17 protein-coding genes are annotated in these 22,724 nt (G+C 41.2%); 14 read left to right on the top strand and 3 right to left on the bottom strand.

The annotated features are described in order from the left end of the window. Window positions 1-67: 67 nt before the first annotated feature. Window positions 68-2,731, bottom strand: coding sequence for a hypothetical protein (locus L0657_RS13965; protein WP_235151432.1), 2,664 nt, complete (start codon window positions 2,729-2,731; stop codon window positions 68-70). Window positions 2,732-3,259: 528 nt separating this feature from the next. Between L0657_RS13965 and atpD the strand changes: the two genes are divergently transcribed. The 13 genes from atpD to L0657_RS13900 all read left to right on the top strand — a co-directional run bounded on the left by atpD (window position 3,260) and on the right by L0657_RS13900 (window position 17,633). Beyond that, complete coding sequence (atpD, locus tag L0657_RS13960; protein ID WP_235151431.1) at window positions 3,260-4,780, top strand: F0F1 ATP synthase subunit beta; 1,521 nt, start codon at window positions 3,260-3,262, stop codon at window positions 4,778-4,780. An 84-nt stretch (window positions 4,781-4,864) separates the two neighbouring features. Continuing rightward, window positions 4,865-5,107, top strand: coding sequence for an ATP synthase F1 subunit epsilon (atpC, locus tag L0657_RS13955; RefSeq protein WP_090340768.1), 243 nt, complete (start codon window positions 4,865-4,867; stop codon window positions 5,105-5,107). 162 nt (window positions 5,108-5,269) lie between these two features. After that, on the top strand, window positions 5,270-6,610 hold the full coding sequence (locus tag L0657_RS13950) for an APC family permease (RefSeq protein WP_235151430.1): 1,341 nt from the start codon (window positions 5,270-5,272) through the stop codon (window positions 6,608-6,610). 38 nt (window positions 6,611-6,648) lie between these two features. Continuing rightward, a complete protein-coding gene (tnpA, locus tag L0657_RS13945; RefSeq protein WP_235151429.1) occupies window positions 6,649-7,110 on the top strand; it encodes an IS200/IS605 family transposase in 462 nt (153 codons plus the stop codon). Between the two features lie 1,243 nt (window positions 7,111-8,353). Further along, on the top strand, window positions 8,354-10,783 hold the full coding sequence (locus L0657_RS13940) for a TonB-dependent receptor (protein WP_235151428.1): 2,430 nt from the start codon (window positions 8,354-8,356) through the stop codon (window positions 10,781-10,783). Window positions 10,784-10,935: 152 nt separating this feature from the next. Further along, window positions 10,936-12,675 carry a tetratricopeptide repeat protein gene (locus L0657_RS13935; protein ID WP_235151427.1) on the top strand — a complete coding sequence of 580 codons (1,740 nt, stop codon included), beginning with the start codon at window positions 10,936-10,938 and terminating at the stop codon, window positions 12,673-12,675. Beyond that, window positions 12,665-13,501: a DUF4292 domain-containing protein gene (locus L0657_RS13930; RefSeq protein WP_235151426.1), complete on the top strand. Its 837-nt coding sequence runs from the start codon at window positions 12,665-12,667 to the stop codon at window positions 13,499-13,501. Before L0657_RS13935 ends, L0657_RS13930 begins: the two co-directional genes overlap by 11 nt. Window positions 13,502-13,592: 91 nt before the next feature. Then, a complete protein-coding gene (locus L0657_RS13925; protein WP_235151425.1) occupies window positions 13,593-14,933 on the top strand; it encodes a murein hydrolase activator EnvC in 1,341 nt (446 codons plus the stop codon). Window positions 14,934-15,022: 89 nt separating this feature from the next. Next, on the top strand, window positions 15,023-15,841 hold the full coding sequence (panB, locus tag L0657_RS13920) for a 3-methyl-2-oxobutanoate hydroxymethyltransferase (RefSeq protein WP_235151424.1): 819 nt from the start codon (window positions 15,023-15,025) through the stop codon (window positions 15,839-15,841). Window positions 15,842-15,889: 48 nt separating this feature from the next. Further along, window positions 15,890-16,621 carry an RluA family pseudouridine synthase gene (locus L0657_RS13915; RefSeq protein WP_235151423.1) on the top strand — a complete coding sequence of 244 codons (732 nt, stop codon included), beginning with the start codon at window positions 15,890-15,892 and terminating at the stop codon, window positions 16,619-16,621. Between the two features lie 5 nt (window positions 16,622-16,626). After that, a complete protein-coding gene (locus L0657_RS13910; protein ID WP_235151422.1) occupies window positions 16,627-16,935 on the top strand; it encodes a DUF6787 family protein in 309 nt (102 codons plus the stop codon). 108 nt (window positions 16,936-17,043) lie between these two features. Next, complete coding sequence (locus tag L0657_RS13905) at window positions 17,044-17,325, top strand: type II toxin-antitoxin system RelE/ParE family toxin (RefSeq protein WP_235151421.1); 282 nt, start codon at window positions 17,044-17,046, stop codon at window positions 17,323-17,325. Between the two features lie 23 nt (window positions 17,326-17,348). Further along, entirely contained in the window at window positions 17,349-17,633 is a 285-nt protein-coding gene (locus L0657_RS13900) for a HigA family addiction module antitoxin (protein WP_235151420.1), read from the top strand. Window positions 17,634-17,899: 266 nt separating this feature from the next. Here the strand turns inward: L0657_RS13900 and L0657_RS13895 are convergent, their stop codons facing one another. Then, window positions 17,900-19,324, bottom strand: a complete 1,425-nt coding sequence (locus tag L0657_RS13895) for a DUF5723 family protein (RefSeq protein ID WP_235151419.1) — start codon at window positions 19,322-19,324, stop codon at window positions 17,900-17,902. Then, window positions 19,321-21,246 (bottom strand): ATP-dependent DNA helicase RecQ, encoded by a 1,926-nt coding sequence (locus L0657_RS13890; protein ID WP_235151981.1) that lies wholly within the window; start codon window positions 21,244-21,246, stop codon window positions 19,321-19,323. Before L0657_RS13890 ends, L0657_RS13895 begins: the two co-directional genes overlap by 4 nt. Window positions 21,247-21,395: 149 nt before the next feature. Here L0657_RS13890 and L0657_RS13885 point away from each other — a divergent pair, with 149 nt between their 5' ends. After that, the gene (locus L0657_RS13885) at window positions 21,396-22,670 is read left to right on the top strand and encodes a D-alanyl-D-alanine carboxypeptidase/D-alanyl-D-alanine-endopeptidase (RefSeq protein WP_235151418.1); all 1,275 of its coding nucleotides are present in this window, start codon (window positions 21,396-21,398) and stop codon (window positions 22,668-22,670) included. Window positions 22,671-22,724: the final 54 nt, after the last annotated feature.

Raw genomic sequence — 22,724 nt, 5'->3', positions numbered from 1 at the left:
TTCAGCCGGCTTATAAATAAAGAACCTCGGGCGGCTACTTACACATTTCAAATGCTAAAATAAAAAATCACTGAAACTCTGAGCGCTGTTTTTCGATAAGAGCGCGCATGGGCTGATAGCGCGTGACAAATGCCTGATAATCGGCGGGAGACGACAATTCTTTCACCTGCGCTTCGCCTTCATCTGCTTGTCCGGTCAATCCTTGCAGAAGACTTAAAATAGTATATTCTTCCCAAAGAGAGGCTGCCCGGTCATTATATTTTAATGCATCCAGAACAATCCGATATGCTCTTGGGATCTGCTTTTTTTGTCTGAAATAATTTGCCGCTGCTGATACTATTCTCGCGTCAAACGGATTGGCATGAACAGCTGCCATATAATTTTTATCGGATGGTGATTTTTGTGCTGCTGCAAACAATGAATCCGCTTTCGACTTCGGTGCCTTGATTGACATCAAGGAATTCTGAAGTTTTTGCAACGCCGGATTTGGTTCTTTTTCCTGCATTCTTTCCAACAATAATCCTCCGATCGCCTGCTGGCCGGAAAGTGCATATCCAACAGCCTGTCCTAATGTTCCTTCAATGCCATCTACATTTCCGAGATGTTTGATAGCTAATTCGTACAACCCAACCTGCAAAAGCCAGTGACCAAGAATTTTATGGTATAATTTATTATGCTCACCACCTTGCTCTGCCCAAACCGACAGAGCTTCTATGGCTTTCAATTTATTTCCGCTATAAAATTCAGGATACAACGAGGCAAGTAACAAATCCTCAGATAGCAACTGATTTTTGTTGGCGAGTTTTGGTAAAAAAGCAGCCGGAAGACTATCTTCCGCTGCCTGGTTTCTTGCATAATTAACCAGATATGCCAACCCGGAAACGCTCAGAGACGAATCTTCTTTTATGGCGTTATTCTGAAAATCCTGCTTTGAAAAATTCTGACGAAGATTTTGAACCGCCAGCCAGTTTGCCTGCCAGGAAAGATATTTTTGAGAATTAGTGTTATTCGCCAGGGAATCGAGCAAACCGGAATCTGTACTTCTCGCCCAGATTGCCAGTAAATTTGTCGCTGGAACTTCCGGTTTTTCACTCGTTCTTTCAGCTTTGTCAAGATAATAATATGCAGAATCTGCAACATTGGTTTTGGCATAAAGCATACCCAGATTATTCAGCAATTCTCCGCTTTCGGGAAATGTCCGGAGCCCTTCCTGTAAACTAAAAACAGCATCGAAAAACAAACTTTCCTGCATCAAAACACCAGTCAAACCGGCATAAGCTTGTGGGGAAGGATTTTTTAATAACGCCTGACGGAAATAATAGGCTGCAGCAACCTTGTCGCTTTGATTCAGCGCCAGCGAGGCGAGGGCATAATTGGATTTATGGTTTTGAAATTCCTGCTGCAAAGCCATTTTATAATATTGCTCAGCCAGCGGATATTCACGCGTGTTGCTATATAAATCACCCAAACCATTAAAATATCCGGCAATTCCCTGATAAACAGGAAGCAATCGCTGTACTGAAAATAAGATTATCACGCCGGCAAAACCGAACAGCCGAGTTTGCGTTAATCCAAAACGCATCGGTTTGTATAAGACTTTGTGAACTGCGAGCCCTTGCTTGAAAACAGTGAAAAAATTGACAAGAATGTAAAACAAAAAAACAAGGCTCATAGCGAGCTGTCCGTTTACAACTACATCTTCTAATACCTCAATGAGCGGATCATTAGCAGTTCCGCTTGCATATGCGGCAAAAGCGGCGGTGACGATGAACATACCGATGTATAACCAGAATCCGTTTGACCGAAAAGATAATAACCCGTTTGTAGCATCTGCTCTTTTTTTGAATCCCCAAATACCCAGTATCCCCGCAGCAATAGCCAGATAAACCGGGCTTAGAAACGTGAGATCCCAGTCAATTTGTCTTGTATTTTTTAAGTATAAAAGAACAAGTGATAATAAATATAAAATACTGATTACCAAAAAATTAGTCAATCCGGATTTGCCGTTTTTATTTTGTCCGCTGGTACTTAGCCAAACCAGAGCAGCCACGATTTCAGTGGCGGATATTAATAAAAATGCAATAGAAATAAGCAGCCAGACCGGCAAAGAATAGGCTGCGGCTGTGAGCGCAGGAACGGCGACAGGCGAAAGAAATGCAACTAATCCAAAAAGAAATATAGAAACCGCTGATATTCCCAGTATCCTGTTTCCGATGCCGATATCAGGCCGAAACGCATGGAAGTAATAACTTAGCCCGGTGTAAAGTGTTATTGTGATAATGAAAAGCGCCTTGTTTCCTTCTCCAAAAAGACCCAGCGTCTCCAGTCTTGCAGAAGCAAGTAACAGGATAAAAACCACCATTCCGGTCAGATACCAGAATCGCGGCATTGTGGTCAGTGAAGCCAGAATAAAAGAAAGTCCAACAATGATAAATCCCCAAAACATCCTGACGGTCAGGAAATCGGTTTCCATTGTCGATGCGACGAATTGTTCCGTCACAAGGCTTGAAGGCGTGGATACTCCATACTGCCACTGATCAAACTTTAAAATATCAACAACGGTTGAAATTTCAGACAATTCGCTGAGCACGTCCCAGCGGATCACATTGGCGAGAGGATTTATACTTTTAACAATAAAAAAAAGCAAGGCAAGCGAAACGACGATAAGAGCGGTTATCGTGATTTTGCGTTCTGACGAAGACCATACTTTCCAAAAAAAAAGTTCTTTCATAAATATTTTTTAACCCGATATGGAAAGATTACCAACGTCGGTGTATGCTATTTTGATATAATGGGTTAAAACTACATCAACGCCTGGTCATTTCTATTTAATCAGTTGCCTGATGGGTTTGAATATGAGAATAAACTGATTAAGCTTTTATACCATTTGCCAATAAATTTAAATCGTCCGCAACTCGTAGACGCATATTTCAAATTCACGGTTTACCACCGCATTGGCTCGGGTTGAATGTGACACGGTTCAAAAGTCTAGCATCCATATTTAGTATCGATTTGTGCGTGACATAATCAAAATATAACTTAAACTTTAAAAATATTTGTCTGAACAAGAAAGAAAAAGTTCCTTTCCAAATTGAATTTTGCATCAATTCTGATAATTTCTATACACTTTTCGCATATTTTGGATGATTTTCTAAAAAATATCCAATAAATCGCGTGGGACACTATTGGTACTGACCAAATTATCTCCTACTTTTGCGGTTCGAAATAACCTCTCATAGACTATACTAAAATTCTTATAATGGCAAACGCGACAAACATAGGAAAAATTACGCAGGTAATTGGCCCCGTTGTAGACGTATCATTTGAAGACAGCGAACGCATCCCGGCTATTCTTGATGCATTAGAGGTCATCAAATCAAACGGTCAAAGAGTAATCCTTGAGTGTCAACAACATTTAGGCGAAGACAGAGTTCGTACAATTGCGATGGACAGTACAGAAGGTATGCAGCGCGGAATGGCGGTGAAACCTCTGGGCACCCCGATCAGAATGCCAACCGGCGAAGCGATCAAAGGGCGTTTGTTCAACGTAATCGGAGAAGCTATCGACGGCCTTACACCAGTTGATTCTTCTGTAAATGGTGTATCTATTCACCGTTCAGCTCCAAAATTTGAAGATCTGGCAACATCAACTGAGGTACTTTTCACAGGTATCAAAGTGATCGACTTACTTGCTCCTTATGTTAAGGGTGGTAAAATCGGTTTGTTCGGTGGTGCTGGTGTTGGTAAAACTGTATTGATTCAGGAATTGATCAATAACATTGCAAAAGCACACGCGGGTCTTTCCGTATTTGCAGGTGTTGGAGAACGTACTCGTGAAGGAAATGATTTAATGCGCGAGATGATCGAGGCAGGTATCATTAAATACGGTGACGAATTCAAACACAGCATGGAAGAAGGTGGATGGGATATTTCCAAAGTTGATTACAACACTTTGAAAGATTCACAGGCAACTTTCGTTTTCGGTCAAATGAACGAACCTCCTGGAGCTCGTGCGCGTGTGGCCCTTTCAGGTCTGACGGTTGCTGAGTATTTCCGTGATGGAGATGGTGAAGGACAAGGACGTGATATTCTTTTCTTTATTGACAATATCTTCCGTTTTACACAAGCGGGTTCTGAAGTATCGGCTCTTTTGGGTCGTATGCCATCTGCGGTAGGTTACCAGCCTACACTTGCAACAGAGATGGGTGCGATGCAGGAACGTATTACTTCAACAAAACGCGGATCTATTACATCTGTACAGGCGGTTTACGTACCTGCGGATGACTTGACGGATCCGGCACCGGCAACGACATTTAACCACTTGGATGCAACGACTACACTTTCTCGTAAAGTTGCAGAAAAAGGTATCTATCCTGCTGTGGATCCACTAGATTCAGTTTCACGTATCTTGAATGCTGAGACATTGGGTGACGCACATTACGACTGTGCGCAACGCGTTAAAAATATTTTGCAGCATTATAAAGAATTGCAAGATATCATCGCGATTTTGGGTATGGAAGAATTATCTGATGATGATAAACTTGTTGTATCACGTGCTCGTCGTGTAGAGCGTTTCTTGTCACAACCTTTCTTTGTGGCTGAGCAATTTACAGGTTTGAAAGGCGTATTGGTAGATATCAACGATACTATCAAAGGTTTCAACCAGATTATGGACGGTGCATATGACCACCTGCCTGAAATGGCTTTCAACCTTGTTGGTACTATCGAAGATGCTCAGATCAAAGGTGAAAAAATGATGGCAGAAGCTGCTAACAGATAATCACATGATTGATTAACAGCTTGATAGTGAGATATTCATATCAAAACTAACAGCTGATTGCTAACAGCCAAAAGCCAATTAAATATGCATTTAGATATCATTACCCCAGATAAAAAAGTGTTTGCCGGTGAGGCAAATGCTGTAACATTACCTGGTACCGACGGACAGTTTCAGGTATTGAACAACCACGCCCCTCTTGTAAGCTCACTTAAACGTGGAGACGTAGTTGTAGATATCAGCGGCGCCAAAACAACTTACACCATCGATGGTGGTGTGGTTGAGGTACTGAACAATAAAGTTTTGGTTTTGGCTGAGGCGGTTTTGTAGGGTAAAACATAATAAAAATTTGAACAGGGTGCACGCTTTCAGCGTGTACCCTGTTTTTTTATACCCGTTTGAATTACTCATCCAGAACAAATAGGAGTGACCTTTCTTAACTTTCTCGAAAGTTTAACTATTTTCGGAAAAGTACTTTTCCTAATCACTCCTATGACACAACCTTCTCCCAAAAAAGAATTACTGAAAATACTCGGTGTTGGCTTTGGTATTGCCGTAACAATCGGAGGCACTATTGGAACGGGAATTCTTCGAAAACCAGGCCCCATTGCCGCCCAACTTGGAGAACCATGGCTCATCATGGGCGTTTGGATTGCAGTAAGTTTATATGCTTTTCTGGGAACGTTATGCACCATTGAATTGGGAACCTCCGTCCCGAAAGCAGGCGCCTGGTACGTTTATGCACGCCGCGCATTTGGCGATTATGCCGGATTTGTTGTTGGAATTAACAGCTGGATGGGGACCTGCGCTGCATTGGGTTTCGGAGTATATACCATGAGCGAATATCTCGCACTTTTGATTCCATCACTTCTGGGTTATGAACCTTATGTTGCAGCATCCATATTGTTGATCCTGACAGGTATACATTGGATTGGACTGGCCCTGGCAAGTACCTTTCAAAATGTGATGAGTTTTCTTAAAGCCGTTGGACTATTCACTTTTGTAGCAGTTTGTTACATTTATGGAAATGAGATTTCCTCTGCTGATGCCACTTTAACGACAAGTAAAATTATTCAAACGGGAAGTTTTATCGGTCCGGTCATATTTTCTCTTCAGGCAATTTTTTATACTTATGATGGCTGGCACACAGCAGCTTATTTCACAGAAGAAGATGAAAATCCAACAAAAAACCTGCCCAAATCAATGATTGGCGGTGTTTTGTTGATTATTATTATTTACCTGCTCTGCAATCTGGCGATACTTTATATTTTGCCCATGAATGAACTGGCTAATTCGAAACTGGCTGCTGCCGATGCGATCAAACTGATATTTGGGGAAGGATCTGCTAAAATTGTTACGATATTTTTGATGGTTTCCATTCTTGGGATTGTGAATGCGCAAATGTTATTCAACCCCAGAGTTTTGTATTCCATGAGCCGGGATGGATTGTTTATTAATGCTGCAACTTACGTAAACAAAGGTGGAACACCAGCCCTTGCCATGCCAATAACGGCCGCGGTTGCTATTGTTCTGATCCTTGTAGGCAAAGAAGCCTGCGAAAAACTTTCCGATATCGCAACTTTCTTTTTTGTTTTAGGATATGCCTCCGGATTCGCTTCCTTACTTATGTTACGAAAAAAAGAACCGCTCTTGGCGCGTCCATGGAAAGTACCTGCCTATCCGGTTTTGCCAATTCTGATGTTAATTATTTCATTAGCATTTTTAGTTTCGGCTGTCGTGCAGGATATTTCAAGCAGTAAGTATTCAATTTTATTTCTGGTATTAAGTTATCCTATTTTTCTGGCAGTTCAACGGTTGAACCGGAAGGATTAAATTTCAACTATTTTAACACACGCTAACTTAATATTACCATGGCTGGCACTTTTTCACAATTGTATGTTCAGGTCGTTTTTGCCGTGCAGGACAGAGAAAATTTAATCAGAAAGGAATTTCGAACTGAGATTTTTGAGTACATCGCAGGAATTATTAAAGGAAAAAATCAAAAACCAATTATTGTTAATGGCGTTGGTGATCACATACATGTCTTCGTTGGGATCCGACCATCGATGTCTGTATCTGATTTGGTAAGAGATATCAAAAACAATTCCTCCAATTTCATAAATTCCAAAAAATTTGTGAAAGGAAAGTTTTCCTGGCAAGAAGGATATGGTGCTTTTTCGTATGGTCAATCGCAAATTGAGTCGGTTTTTAATTATATCAAAAATCAAGAAAGTCATCATCAAAAACAAACATTTCGAGAGGAATATCTTGATATGCTAGTGAAATTTCAGGTTCAATATGATGATAAGTATTTGTTTGATTGGATTGAGTAACTGGTGATTTTCTATTTTTAAAAATATTTCTGATTTGATGATATTTGGTTGATTTAATTATTCCACCCGTGCCGGGTTTTGCCGTAGGCCGACTCCTGCTGTTTTTATAATAATGTCATCCCTTCGGGATTTTGGAAGGGTATAATATAAGACTGTTTTGAAATTGAACATTTTTCAAGTTTACTGGAAAATTTTTCGGAAATAATCGATTTGTTATATCACCCGTTCCGGGTTTTCACCCGCATTAGAATCCTGCTATCTCTATAATACTTTCATCCCTTCGGGATTTTGAAGAGTATCCTATAAGACCGTTTAGAAATTGAACATTTTTCAAGTTTACAGGAAAATTTTTTGGTAACAATCCGTTTATTCTGTCACCCGTTCCGGGTTTCCGTCGTAATCCGATTCCTGCTATTTCTATAAAACTTTAATCCCTTCGGGATTTCGGAATGGCATAACATTAGACCAGTTTGAAACACATTTTTCAAGTTTACAGGAAAATTTTTTGGTAACAATCCGTTTATTCTGTCACCCGTTCCGGGTTTCCGTCGTAATCCGATTCCTGCTATTTCTATAAAACTTTAATCCCTTCGGGATTTCGGAATGGCATAACATTAGACCAGTTTGAAACACATTTTTCAAGTTTACAGGAAAATTTTTTGGTAACAATCCGTTTATTCTGTCACCCGTTCCGGGTTTCCGTCGTAATCCGATTCCTGCTATTTCTATAAAACTATCATCCCTTCGGGATTATTATGAACGGATATAGACAAAATTTTTATAATCCCGAAGGGATGAAAGTATTGTAGAAAATGGCATCAGGTCATATCCTAAAACCCTGAAAGGGTGACAGAAGAGTCATCAAATACAGGTTTCCAAAATTTTAATTATACCACTTCCAGAAAACCATTATCCTACGGAATTGACGGATGGGACAAGCATTACGATTTCCGAAAATCCCCAAAGGGATGATAGTATTGTAGAAAATTCTGACACCAACTATCCCCAACCCTGAAACGATGACAGAAGAGTCACCATATACAACTTCCTAAGAGTCTTGATTCCGCGATTGCCGAAAATCCCGAAGGGATGATAGTATTGTAGAAAATTCTGACACCAACAATCCCCAACCCAGAATGGGTGACAGAAGAACTATTAACCAACCTTCAATAATTATTGATAAATTACCCATGATAAAATCTAAATTGTAGCCTTTGAGTAACAAATCGATTAATCAACAGCCATGCCCTTAAAAACAACACTCTTTAAAATTTGCCTTTTCACACTAGCGCTCGCGCTGGTTTCATATAAATGGGCAGAAGACGATTTTTCAAAACTGATCGTTAGCAGGCTACAGGAGTACCGCAAGATATTTCCTCAGGAAAAAGCATTCCTACATATTGATAAACCATACTATGTTGCAGGAGATACACTTTGGTTTGGTGCCTACCTGGCGGAAGGCTCGGTCCATTTTGCGGACAGTGCAAGCCGTGTTTTATATGTTGATCTGATTGAGAAAAGAACCGGAAAAAATATTTCGCTGAAGCGGGTAAAACTAGATGGAGGTTATGGAAGTGGCGAAATCAAACTGGATGACGCACTGCCGGTCGGAGCGTATACCATTCGCGCTTATACCAACTGGATGCGAAACTTTCCCGAAGACTATTTCTTCCATAAGGATGTATATGTTTTTAACAATGAAACAAACAATCCGGAGACTTCAACGTCGGCTCTTGATGTGCAGTTTTTCCCCGAAGGAGGACAGTTAGTTACCGGCTTGAGTACGCGGGTTGGATTTAAGGCTATTGATGAATCAGGGCTGGGAGCAGATGTCACTGGCTTTGTCTTGGATCAGAAAAATGACACCATTGTGGCGCTTAAAAGTGAACATTTAGGAATGGGTAGATTTCCTCTGCAACCGGTAGCCGGCCAAATATATACTGCATATTTACGAAAAAAATCAGGTCCTTACCAACGTTTTGTATTTCCGGTAGTTAAGCCAGAGGGTTTTACGATGATGGTAAATAACCTGACAACCACCGATAAAATGCGCATCCTGGTATATGCCAATTTTCCCGACAATGTAGAAAAAGATGTTAATATCGTTGCGCATACCCGTGGTTTGGTAGCCTTTGCAGCCAAGGGAAAAGTATCAAAAAAAGGATTACAGATTAATATTCCAACATCTAGTTTACCGGATGGCATCACCCAGCTTACTCTTTTTGACAGCCAGAACAAACCCGTCAGCGAACGTCTTATTTTTGTAGATCATGGTGAAAGACTTCACTTGAAGATCAACAAAAATCAGGATTCTTATAATCCGCGAGAAAAAACGGAGATTGAAATTATGGCTACCGATACGGCAGGCAAGCCAGTTGAAACCATACTTTCCGTTGCAGTTACCGACGGCGGCCAGATCGCGCAACAGCCTTACGACCAGAACATTATTTCTTACCTGCTGTTGTCATCAGATCTAAAAGGCCATATTGAACAACCCGCATATTATTTTGACACAACAAAAACGGATCGTAAAATAAAGCTGGATATATTAATGATGACACAGGGCTGGCGACGTTTCGACTGGGCCGATGTTTTACAGGAAAATCATAGTGCACCTACCAGATTTGTTGAGCAGGGATTTTCAGTTCAGGGTGAAGTTAAAAAGGGAAATAAAAAATTAGCCGAAAAAGTGATATTATCTGTCTTTCTAACGAATGATAGTATCAATACTTTTCTGACCACAGAAACAGGGGAGTCCGGCCGTTTTTCGCTTGATAACCTGATTTTTGATGATTCGTTGAACGTTCGCCTGCAAGGAATGAATACAAAAAACAGTGCTGGTCTGAATATCATTTTAGCGCCGTTCGATCCACCAAAGTTTACTGTTTTGAAAATTCCATTTTACCCAATAACCGTAGACGCGGTGAGAATGTCGGAATATTTAAAACGGGCAGAAGAATATTTGGAAATAGAAAGAAAAATCAGGGCAAGCAGGGAAAAACTGCTGAGAGAAGTAACGATCAGAGGAAAAAGAGCAGAAGAACGTGATTCAAGAAAATTATACAGCCGTGCCGATGCTTCTATCAAAGTCACGCCACAAATGACCGGCGGTGCGAATACGGTTTTGGATATGTTACAAGGCAGAGTGGCGGGGGTTTCAGTGATGGGCTCGGGCCCCAATGCAAGAGTATCCATTCGCGGAGGTAGAAATGAGCCCACTTTTTTGTTGGATGGAATGCCTGTTGACAAAGAATTAATCACTTCTCTGTCTGTTTTTGACGTTGAATCGATTGATGTTTTGAAAGGGGCGTCTGCTGCTATTTATGGAAGTCGGGGAGGAGGAGGCGTGATCTCTATTTTGACAAAAAGAGGGAATTCAAATTACGATTATTCGAAGGATGTTACGCTTGGTGTTACCGTAGCAAAAATTGCAGGATTCGATACGCCTAAAAAGTTTTACGAACCGCGTTACGACCTTAAACGGCCTGAGGATGCCAGACCGGATTACCGGACAACAATTCATTGGGCTCCTATGCTCCGAACGGGCAAAGATGGAAAAGTAAAATTCAGCTATTTCAATACCGACGCGAGTACAAATGTCAATATTCGCGTTGAAGCCCTAACCACTTGGGGAGTTCCTGGTTCGGCGGAAACAGTATATTCGGTACGATAACTAACCCGGTTATAAGATTACTCTATAAAATGCGTTAGTAATCAAAGGCAGGTCGGAATTTGATCTGCCCATCCCCAAAAAAAGTGATACCTTTGCTATTTATATTGAAATGGCCGATCTGTCTCGATTTCTGATTGGCAACAAGATAAGATATGAGGACAGAATTTTTCAAAATATGCTTATTGGCAGGCCTATTGGTGGCTTCCGAAATCACGCCGGCAGATGCGCAACGTAAGCCAAAAACCCGTGAGAAGGAAAAAACCGCGCCTATCGGATTTCGTCTCGAAGAAGAGACGCTTACATCCGATGGAATGAAATACATGATGACGGATCAACCGGCACGGGCACTTCCCATATTTGAACAAATCACTCAAAAAAGTCCTCAGGACCCTGCCGGATATTATTTGGTTGCGACCGCTTTATTGAAACTGGATCGCCAGGACGACGCGCTGATTCCATCGAAAAAAGCCTATGATCTTGATAAAACAAATCTCTTTTATGCGCAGCAGCTGGCAGAACTTTATGCCAAAAAGAAAAAATACGCTGAAGCCGCAATAATTTATGAATCGCTTGTAACGCAAAGTCCTGAAAATATTCAATATGGGATTGAACTGGCTGCTATTTATGTTTTTAATGAACAGTTTGACAAGGCGATCCAGACGTATGACGGACTTGAAAAATCCATAGGTATTACAGAAGAAATAACCCACCAGAAGGAACAGCTTTATTTAAGACAAAATAAGCTCGACAAAGCGCTGGCAGAGGCAAACAAACTCATTGCAAACGAGCCAAGTGAAGTAAGTTACAGGATTGAACTTGCGGAAATGCTTATCGCAAATGACAAAATTTCAGACGCCGTCGCTCCTTTGGAGGAGGCTTTAAAAATTAATCCTGACGAGGCACAGGCGCATGTGCTGCTGGCTGATATTTATCGCAGAAATGGTGATATTGAAAAATGTAACCAGGAATTAAAGCTTGTTTTTGCTAATCCGAATCTGGATGCCGAGCCAAAAATTCGAGTACTTTCCGGATATCTAACGATGCTGAAAACGGATCAGGAATCGGGGGAAGCTTTGGCTCTTGCGAAACAACTTGTGGATACGCATCCGAACGATGCCAGAACTAATGTCATTTATGGAGATTTGTTAATGCGCAACGGTAAAAAAGCCGAAGCACGTGACAGGTATGTAAAATCTACCACGATCGACGGATCTGACTATAAGGTTTGGGGCGCTATAATCCAGCTGGATGGAGAATTAAATCAGGTTGACAGTTTACTGGTTCACTCAGAAAAAGCTCTGGAAATATTTCCTAATCAGGGATTACTCTGGTATTCAAACGGAACGGCGCATCTGATGAAGAAGGATTATAAAAAAGCCATTTCTTCATTTGAAGAAAGTTTGAAATTGCTTACTGAGAAAGACATGCTTCCATACATCCATGCACAGCTTGGAGATGCTTACAACGGTTTGGGAGAGAATGCCAAATCCGACGCGGCCTACGATCTTGCGTTGATGGAGAATCCTGATAACGACCACGTCCTTAATAATTACAGTTATTTTCTTTCGCTGCGTAAAGAAAAACTCGACCTTGCTTTGAAGATGTCGGAGCGGTTGGTACAGCAGCATCAGAATAACCCGACGTATCTGGACACACACGCCTGGGTACTTTATATCAGAAAAGATTACAAAAAAGCCAAGGAGTCTCTTGAAAAAGCGATGCGCGATTCTACCAATGTCAGTGGCACGATTGTTGAACATTATGGGGATGTGCTGTTTAAGCTGGGAGAGCGCGAGAATGCGGTTTTACAGTGGAAAAAGGCGAAAAAAATGGGTGAGACAACAGAACTTCTTGACAAAAAAATAGCAACCGGAACATTACATGAGCAATAAGATTACGGTATGGTTTCTGGCCATCGGGTGTATTTGGTTAACTTCATGCCACAAAAAACATCTTTCAAAAGGCACAACCAAGCCTAGTTTAGATTCTGGTTTTGTATCCATTGATTCTTCTAAAACCGATTCAGTAGCAGAGAACAGAGAAGCAGTTCCGGTAAAAGTGCAGGAAATTGCGTTTGATTACCTTGTTGCCAAATCTAAATTTTCACTTCGCAGCAGCACACAGGATTTTGAAAATACGAACGTAAATATTCGTATCAAAAAAGACAGTCTGATTTGGCTTTCAGTAACAGGCGTGGGTTTTGAAGTAGGACGCGGATTGATCACGCCGGATTCTATCGTTTTTCTTGATAAATTCCATAAGGAGTACTTTGTCATTACCTACGAACAGCTGAGTAAGCAATATAATTTTGAACTCAATTTCAAATTGTTGCAGTCAATCATTATCGGAAATTTGCCTATTCAGCAAACTTCTGACGCCAAGTTTTATAAGGAAAACGAATTTTTTACACTTCGTCAAAACAGTGGAAAAATTGTCGTTGACAATTATATTGGTGAAAAAAATCAAAAACTTGAACGTTTGAAGGCTGTCGAAATGCCTACAAATAACACGATTACACTGGATTATGAGGATTTTAAGGAAGTGAACAGTATGTTGTTCCCATTCAGCAGCCTTATCAATCTGGACGTGCAATCCAAAAAGGATAACCAGTTCTATCAGACCACCATGCGTATCAAACACAGCAAAGTGGAATTGGTATCCCAAAGTCCCGGATTCCCATTTAGCATACCTTCAAGTTATGCCAGAAAAGGTAAATAACAGATTGTCCACTCATTTATAGGCGCAAAAACGTGAAGTCTGCTTAACTTTGCCTGACCTTTAAGGTATTTTGGCAGCAAGAAAAATTAATATGCCCTTTCACAAACCGTATTATCGACGAATATTTCTGGTACTGACTCTTCTGTGTTGTACGTCACTTAGCGTATTTGCGCAGAAAACCCGTGAGCAACTGGAACGGGAAAAAAGTGAAAACCAGAGCAAGATGAATGAAATTCAGGGAATTCTGAAACAGACATCTTCCCAGAAAAAAGTAAACTTAGGTCAGCTGCGCGCACTTAGTCAGCAAATTAACACGCTTAAGAAAAAGATAGACCTATTGTCTGACGACTTAAAATTGCTGGATGGTGAACTTAAAACGCTTGAAAAAAAGCAACAGATTCTGGCGAACGATCTTGGCAAATTAAAGGCAGAATATGGCGACATGATCTACGAAGCCTCCAAGCGGAACGTTTATATGAACCAGTTGATCTTTTTATTTTCAGCCGGAACATTTAATCAATTCGTACTTCGATATAAATATTTGAAGCAATATACGGATGCGCGTCAGGGACAGGTAAAACAAATGGAAGTACTTGAAAATGAACTACTTGCAGAGCGGCGGCGTATTACTTCTAAAAAGCAACAGCAACAAACTGTACTGACGACGCAGGTTTCTGAAAATACAAAACTGGAAGGTTTAAAAACCAAACAGGATCAGGTTGTTCAGGAATTATCTCAGAAAGAAGTTGAATTACGGAATCAGTTAGCCGAAAACAGAAAAGCAACTAATTTATTAGAAGCAAATATCCGTAGGATTGCCGAGCGTGAAAAGAAAGAGCGGGAGAGAAGGGAAAGGGAGGAACGTGCTGCCAGAGAAGCCAGAAGAAAAGCAGAACGCGAGCGCATAGCCCGCGAAAATGCTGAAAGAGAGAAAAAAGGTGAGGCAAAAGTTGTTGAAGAAGAGCCAAAAGAAGAACCTGCCATATCATCAAGTGGTATGAGTGATGAAGAAGTTACACTTGCATCCTCGTTTGCAGCTTCCCAATCACGTTTGTCATGGCCAACCAGAGGATTTATCTCCGGGCATTTCGGACAACGTCCACATGCTGTTTTAAAAGGTGTAATGGTTGATAATCTCGGCGTTGATATTCAAACAAATGCAGGAGAAATTGTACGCTCGGTGTATGATGGTGTTGTTTTAGACGTAACACAAATGCCGGGAATGGGTAATGTTGTCGCGATTCAACACGGGAATTATATGACGGTATACGCGAAAATGTCTGGTGTCACGGTATCGGCGGGGCAAAAAATAAAAGCCCGGGAGACAATAGGCCGCGTAGCGACTGACAGCGACGGCACTTCGGAACTTCAATTCCAGATATGGAAAAGTACATCACGCCTGAATCCGGAAAGCTGGCTGATCAGAAGGTAATTTTTAATGGTTAATTGTTAATGGTAAATTGTTAATGTCTAACTATCTACCATTAACAATTAACCCTTAACCATTAATCATTAAAAAAAATGTCTATACATAGTTCTGATATAAAAAGAGTTACGACCCACATCATTCAGGAAATGAAGACGCGGGGCGAAAAAATTTCCTGTCTAACCGCTTATGATTATTCAATGGCCGGTATCGTCGATGCTGCCGGCGTTGAACTAATTCTGGTTGGAGATTCCGCGTCCAATGTGATGGCTGGCCATGAAACTACTTTGCCCATTACGATCGATCAGATGATTTATCATGCCTCATCGGTCGTCCGGGCTGTGAAACGTGCATTGGTTGTCGTTGATCTTCCTTTTGGTTCCTATCAGGGAAACTCTGGCGAGGCACTTCGTTCTGCCATTCGCATTATGAAAGAGTCTGGCGCACATGCGGTGAAGCTGGAAGGCGGATTAGAAATTAAAGAATCTGTGATGCGGATTTTGAGTGCTGGTGTGCCGGTTATGGGCCACCTGGGACTTACGCCGCAATCCATTTATAAATTTGGTACTTATACCGTCCGTGCCAAAGAAGAAGTTGAAGCAAAAAAACTTTTGGAAGATGCTAAAATGCTGGATGAAATAGGCTGTTTTTCTGTTGTCTTGGAAAAAATCCCGTCGGCCCTTACCAAACAGGTTTCGGAAAGCATAGCCATTCCAACAGTCGGCATCGGAGCCGGTCCACATGCGGACGGACAGATACTCGTTCTGCATGACGTGTTAGGAATCAACAAAGGTTTTAAACCACGTTTTCTTCGTCAGTATGCCAATTTGAATGACATAATGAACGAGGCAATCACCAATTATATTAAAGACGTTAAAGGCAAATCTTTCCCTAACGAGAAAGAATCTTATTGATCACCTCTTTTCCTGATTTTTTAAAGGGAAAAATTAACACTGAATATTATGGCGAAGCGTCCATTTCAAATTATATACGAAGACAATCATCTGCTGATTGTCAACAAAGAGCCAGGCATACTTGTGCAGGGAGATTCCACGCGTGACAAGCCTTTGCTTGACATGCTGAAAGAATATATCAAGGAAGAATACAACAAACCCGGTGCTGTTTTTCTGGGTACTGTCCACCGTTTGGATCGTCCCGTTAGCGGTTTGGTTGTTTTTGCAAAAACATCAAAAGCGCTTGAAAGGATGAATGAAATTTTCCGTAAGCGCGATGTTCAGAAAACATACTGGGCTGTTGTTAAAAACCGTCCGCCGGAAAAGAAAGGCAAACTCGTGCATTGGCTTATCAAAGATGAGCAGAGAAATGTGACAACGGCTTATGACTACGAGGTACCTGGTTCGCAGCGTGCCGAGCTTAGTTACCGGCTCCTGGGAGATGTTAATAAATTTAATTTGCTTGAAATAACGCCCGTTACCGGTCGTCCTCATCAGATTCGTGTGCAACTGGCTTCCATGGGCTGCCCGATCCGCGGCGATTTGAAATATGGCTACCCAAAAGCAAATCCGGATGCAAGTATTAATTTGCATGCACGTCGTCTTTTCTTTGAACATCCTGTAAAAAAAGAACCTATTATTTGCAAAGCCGGTGTGCCGAATGATCCTTTCTGGGAAGAATTCCTGCCATTGGATACTGAGCCGATCAAAGCGGAACATTTAGGATTTTTATACGAATAACCTTTATGATTGAAAAGTTAAAGCAGCGCTGGAATGTTAAAAATGGATGGGATGTACTAATCATTTTGTTGGTTTTTGCCTGCACAGGATTTTCTATTCTGTATATCAAACGCGCGCTTTTTGATCTGGTTGGGCTCTCGAAAGAATCAACGCCTTCCTGGATGCTTTGGGCTGTAAATATCATTATTATCCTTCCACTCTATCAGGTTGTCTTATTAGCCTGGGGCTGGGTTTGGGGAAAATTTACTTTTTTCTGGGAATTTGAAAAGAGGATGTTTCGGAGGATTGGAGGGTTGTTTGGCCGGAAAAGGTAGACTCCTTCGATACAATTTACAGACACTTTACTTTTCAATTGATTAACTTCTAAATTAAAATATTTGTAAAAATTGTAACCTCTGGGGTTTCACTGTATATTTGTAAAAATGATTGAAACCATTGCGCATAAGGGGCTTAGGTTACTTTGGGAAAAGAATAATCCTTCCAAACTACCTGCGGAACAAATAGAAAAAATCAGTCGCATTTTGTCGGTTTTAAACGCCGCAAAAACACTCGATCCGATCAAAGCAATTCCAGGTTATCGGTTACATCAATTAAGCGGTGATTTGAAAGGATACTGGGGAATTTGGGTTACAGGCCATTATCGGATTGTATTCCGCTTCGAAGAACAGAATGTATTTGATATCAACTATATTGATTATCACTAAAATATACAATAATGGTAAGTGAAATGAAACCGGTACACCCTGGTGCCATTCTGCGGGAAGATGTTTTAAAAGAAATGAAAATATCGATCACAAAAGCAGCCCGGGAATTAAACGTTAGCAGGAAACAGTTATCAGAAATTGTTAATGAAACATCTTCTATATCTGCTGAAATGGCGGTACGGCTTGAAAGTGGATTTGGAATCAACGCAGAATTTTGGCTTGACATGCAGAAAAACTTTGATATCTGGAAAGTTAAAAGCAGCGGCCGTGTCCAGGGAATTCATCGTATTCTGCCACAGGCAGTTTAAATAGGCACAAATCTCCTCTAAATTCTCTAATTTCACCAGAACCAACTTTGCCTTTATATCTTACATTGAAAAATAATATGGAAGCTTAATATTCCATTTTTTTGCCAAATATTCTGAAGGAAAAGTATGGAGAAAGAATACGAAAAACTCATTAGAAGTTTCTACTATACCTTCGGATAATATCAATGAAGGAACGTATTTTTAAGTTAACTTTCTGACAATAAAAGAGGAATTAGGAAATTTATCAACTTTGAAATGAGACATAATTACCCCTTCTTCCACCCCTTCAATTTCCAGACTGAAAAGCCTACATAAGCCATACTGCCTCTCGCTCCGCCCTTTTTTACCAGCCCGTTGATATTACTGAAACCAACAAAGAATGGCCCGAAGTGAGCCATTGCGCCCAGGGAAACACGTTTATTTCCTTTTATAAATGAAATCGGAAAGGCAAAGTCTGAATCCTCATCTTCAAATCTTGGTGTGATTGTAAACACATTTGGCTGCGTCAAATCAAGCGGGTTATCAGTTCTTGGTTTATACCTTTTCGTTTGCGCCAGTGTTACAAAAAATCCTTTTACAAGTTGAATATCCGCTTCCAGATGCATGGCCTGCGGAAGCTTTACATTCCTGTTAAACGTGGTATCAGAAGTTTCAGGATATAAATTCATTAGTCCGTCTGCTCCTTCGTTTCCTATTATTTCCAGTTCCTTTTGCCCTATAACAGCCTGCTCCTGAAATCCGCTAACGACTCTGCTGTTTTGTGTTTTATATTTTATTGAACCAACATCTGTTAAGGAAGCAGCCAAACGGAGCAGATAAGTTGGACTTTGATCAAATGCTTCGTCTTCATTATGCCAATAATCGCCCAACTCGTAAGTCGCACCCAGATCGTAGGCCCAGCCTGCTGCATACTTATCTGAATTGAAAATATTGCCAAGTTTCATTTTTTGATTTGACTGGCTATAACCACTTTCATAAGAAAAATCATTCAGAATTAATTGATTTTCATCTGTGCCTCCGGCAACCCGGCTTACCTGAAAATCATTCACAGATCCCGTGACATAACCAATCCTGGCTCCGAAAATTCTCTTCACAGTGGTACCAATCCGTAGTTTGTGCGCTTCCAGATCTAAAATCTGAACGCCGTAAGATGCGCTTAATTCCGAAAAACTCTGCTGAACAAGATTAAAATTTCCCCATTCCTGACGTGCAACTTCATCCATCCCGGTATCCAGTCTTTTGAAATATAAATCCCTGATATCATCCGGGACATTATTTCCCTGTACAAAACCACGGGTACGCAATTGAAACGCCACACCCTGATATTTACCAATTGAAAACATGGCAGAAGGCCAGCGAATTTCACTCGCGAGATAAATAGGATTTTTGTCTGTCAACGATCCCATGGTGCGCGACCGACCATAAAGTTCATCTTTGGAATGCGGCGCCAACAGGGGATAAAACAGCGAGTTTTTTCCAAGGAACACGAAATACCGATGGTTGATACTGCTCCCAATCGTTCCCAGATTTACCTGAAACTTGTATCGAGAACCTGCAATAGCCGAAGGATTTTCAGTAGCCCTGTAAAGTCCGCCGTAATTGCTGGTTACCAGTCCGGGAATTTGTTGGGAATAGGCGGATTTTGCCAAAAATCCTATTAATAATGTAAGGTTTAAAAGTCGCTTTTTCAAGAATTGTATCTGCTGTTTAAATTTAGTTTTCCAACGTTATCGTATTGGATTATTTCTTCTTCGATCAAATATTTCAAAGTTTGCAAAAAGAGCGGCTCGGGCACATGATCAAAAATCTGGCTCAAAAACCTGGGTGTTACCGAGCCGGTATCTTTGAGATAAAGCAGTATTTTGTTACCTAATTCTTCATCGATCCCGGAATTCGCCTCATTCTTTTTTTCCCTTATGCAAACATCGCAAACTCCGCATTCATGGCCATCCATTTCATTGAAATATTCCAATAAAAGTAGTGTGCGGCAACGGTTTTTATTGGATGCATATTGAATCACCGCTCTTGCTTTCTGTCTGTCGCGCTCTCGTCTTCTTTCAATTTCAAAAACATTTAGCGGTAACTGAGCAGCATCAAATCGCGGTGTCAGAAATGTTAGCTGCGGTTTGTCTCTTCGTGGTTCATAATCGATAATTCCGCGTTCCTTCAAAAATGACAGCTTTTTTATAATTTCTGCCTCCGGAGCGAAGTAAATCTGCCCGAGCTCGGTTTCAGAAATCCTGATGTATTCAGTAAAAAGTTCTCCACCATACAGCCGCAACAACAATTTGATAAACGAATCAAACTCCGGATACCGTATCTGGAAATCGTATAATTGGCGGTTGTCCACTTCAAAATGAATTCTGGCCGGATCGTTGAAATTTTCGCTTAGCTGGATAAAACCTTCCTCTTCCAGCAACTTTAAAGCGAAATGTGTTTCATTAACAATCAGGCCAAATATTCCGGTAAAATTTTGTATATCAAAACTGTAACCTGAAAACTCGCCACCCCCAACTGGGATTTTATAATAATTCGCCAGCGACTGATAGACCTTCCTTAAAACATTCGTAGGGGGGTATTTCCTTTCTACGTTTTCGGCCAGTTCGTCGAGGTCGATTTTGTTATAAAGCGCAACTGCAAAAGATTTTTTTTCATCACGGCCAGCTCTTCCAGCTTCCTGATAATAAGCTTCGAGATTGTCCGGCAAGTCAAAATGAACCACGGCGCGCACATCCGGCTTGTCAATCCCCATACCAAAAGCGTTCGTGGCGACAACCACGCGGACCTGATTTTTAATCCAAGCCGTTTGCCTGTCAGACCGCTCTTTGAATGGCAAACCCGCGTTATATCCCGAAGCGCGGACACCTTGTTTGGTGAGCCAGTCTGCTAATTCTTTTGTGCGCTTTCTCGTTCGCACATAAACGATCGCTGTCCCCGGCACATTTTTAAGGATCTGAAGCAGCTTTCTTTCTTTATTCTCCTCCAAAAATGTTGAGTAAGACAAATTGGCCCGCGCAAAAGACTGCCGGAACACTCTGACTGGCTTCATTTCCAGCCTTTCAATAATATCAATCTGAACCTGCTCTGTGGCTGTGGCGGTTAAAGCAATGACCGGAACTTTCGGAATTAATAATCTGAATTCTGCAATCAGTAAATAGGAGGGCCTGAAATCATAACCCCAGGCTGATATGCAATGCGCTTCATCGATGGCCAGCAGACAAACCTTCATTTGTTTGGTTCGCGCAATCATGATCTCTGTCCGCAACCGCTCCGGAGAAACGTAAAGAAACTTCGTCTGCCCGTGAATGCAATTATCCAGCGTGATATCAATTTCATGGCGGTTCATACCCGAATGAATGGCAGCAGCAGGAATATTTCTTCGTTTAAGCTGCTCGACCTGATCCTTCATCAATGCGATAAGCGGCGTTACGACAATGCAAACACCTTCCATTGTAAGCACAGGAACCTGAAAACAGATTGATTTTCCACCGCCTGTTGGCAGCAGTAAAAGTGTGTCATTTCCTTCCAGCACCGACCGGATTGCTTCTTCCTGCACAGGTCGAAACTGGTCGTAGCCCCAGTATTGTTTCAGGACAGCATGAAGGTCACTCATCGTATGTGTTTTGTCAAAAGATTCGCAAATTACTAAATTCGGAGCCATAATTCTTTCTAAAAAATTTGTGGCTGATCAAACTATGAACCTGCTTTCTTCGTTTTTTAGCCGAAAATATTAACTTTACAGACTGGTACTAACCGATTTCTATGCGCACGCTCCTTTCTCTGTTAACGATTTTTTCATTATCTGGCTGCTCGGTTTCCCATTATTTAAAACGCGAAATAAAAAATTCTCCGGTTTTAAGCCAGCAGCATACCGGTATTTCGATCAATAATCTGACGAGCAGCAAAGCCGTTGCGTCTTATCAATCTGACAAATATTTCAATCCGGCTTCCAATACAAAATTATTCAGTTTCTACGCAGGGCTTTGTGCGCTGGGTGACTCTTTACCTGGTTTGGAATATCTGGAATGGGGCGAACTTTTGATTATCCGTGGTACCGGCGATCCGTCATTATTTCATCCTGATCTGCCGAAAAGTGCTGTCATCGACTTTTTACAAAGCAGAAAAGAGCAGATATTTTTTTCACCCGTAAATTTCCAGGATGAGCGCTACGGTCCGGGATGGGCATGGAGCGACTATAATGACGACTATCAGCCAGAAATATCACCAATGCCTGTTTATGGCAATATTGCCCGATTCACAGGCCTGACAGACAGACAATTTCGTGTAAAACCGAAAATCTGGGAAAAATCACTTCAACCGGACACTTCGGTTGTTGGCATAAAAAGAGAGGAATTTCAAAATACTTTTCATTATTCCCCGAAAGCTTTGGCAGCCGGAAAAACAAGAGATATTCCGGTCCATATGTCGGATGCTATGACTGTTCAACTGCTGAGTCATGCGCTGAAAAAGGAAATAAAACTTATTCACGTTCCGCTTACTATTGAATTGCAAACGGTTAAAAGTATACCTTCGGATTCTTTATATATGCGTATGATGCAGGTGAGCGACAATATGCTGGCTGAGCAGCTGATGTTACTTTATGCTTCTGCAAATGGATTGCCGTTAAATACGGAGAAGGCGATTGAACATGCCAAGAAGAATTATTTAAGCGATATGCCTGACAGTCTGGTTTGGAAGGATGGCTCGGGATTAAGCCGCTACAATCTTTTTACGCCAAGATCTATTACGTCTTTGTTGCAGAAAATTTATGTGAAAGTTCCTCAGGAGCGTTTGTTTAAAATACTGCCCAACGGCGGTGCCACCGGAAGTTTAAAAAATATGTTCAAAGGGCGGGAGCCGTTCATTTTTGCGAAAACGGGCAGTTTCAGTAATAATTTTAACCTTAGCGGTTATCTTGTCACAAAGAAAGGAAAAACACTTGTTTTCAGCTTCATGAACAATAATTTCACCAAGCCAAGCTCAGAAGTACGGAAAGAAGTGGAACGAATCCTGACCGGGATTCATAATAAATATTAGGCTTTTATGTGATTTTGCAGATCATTATTTATTTTGGTGGTATTCAGGCACCAG

It is taken from the genome of Dyadobacter sp. CY345 (genome assembly GCF_021502725.1).
Taxonomy (GTDB): Bacteria; Bacteroidota; Bacteroidia; order Cytophagales; family Spirosomataceae; genus Dyadobacter.
The sequence above is the reverse complement of the archived record's forward strand: the minus strand, read 5'-3'. Positions and strand labels throughout refer to the sequence as shown.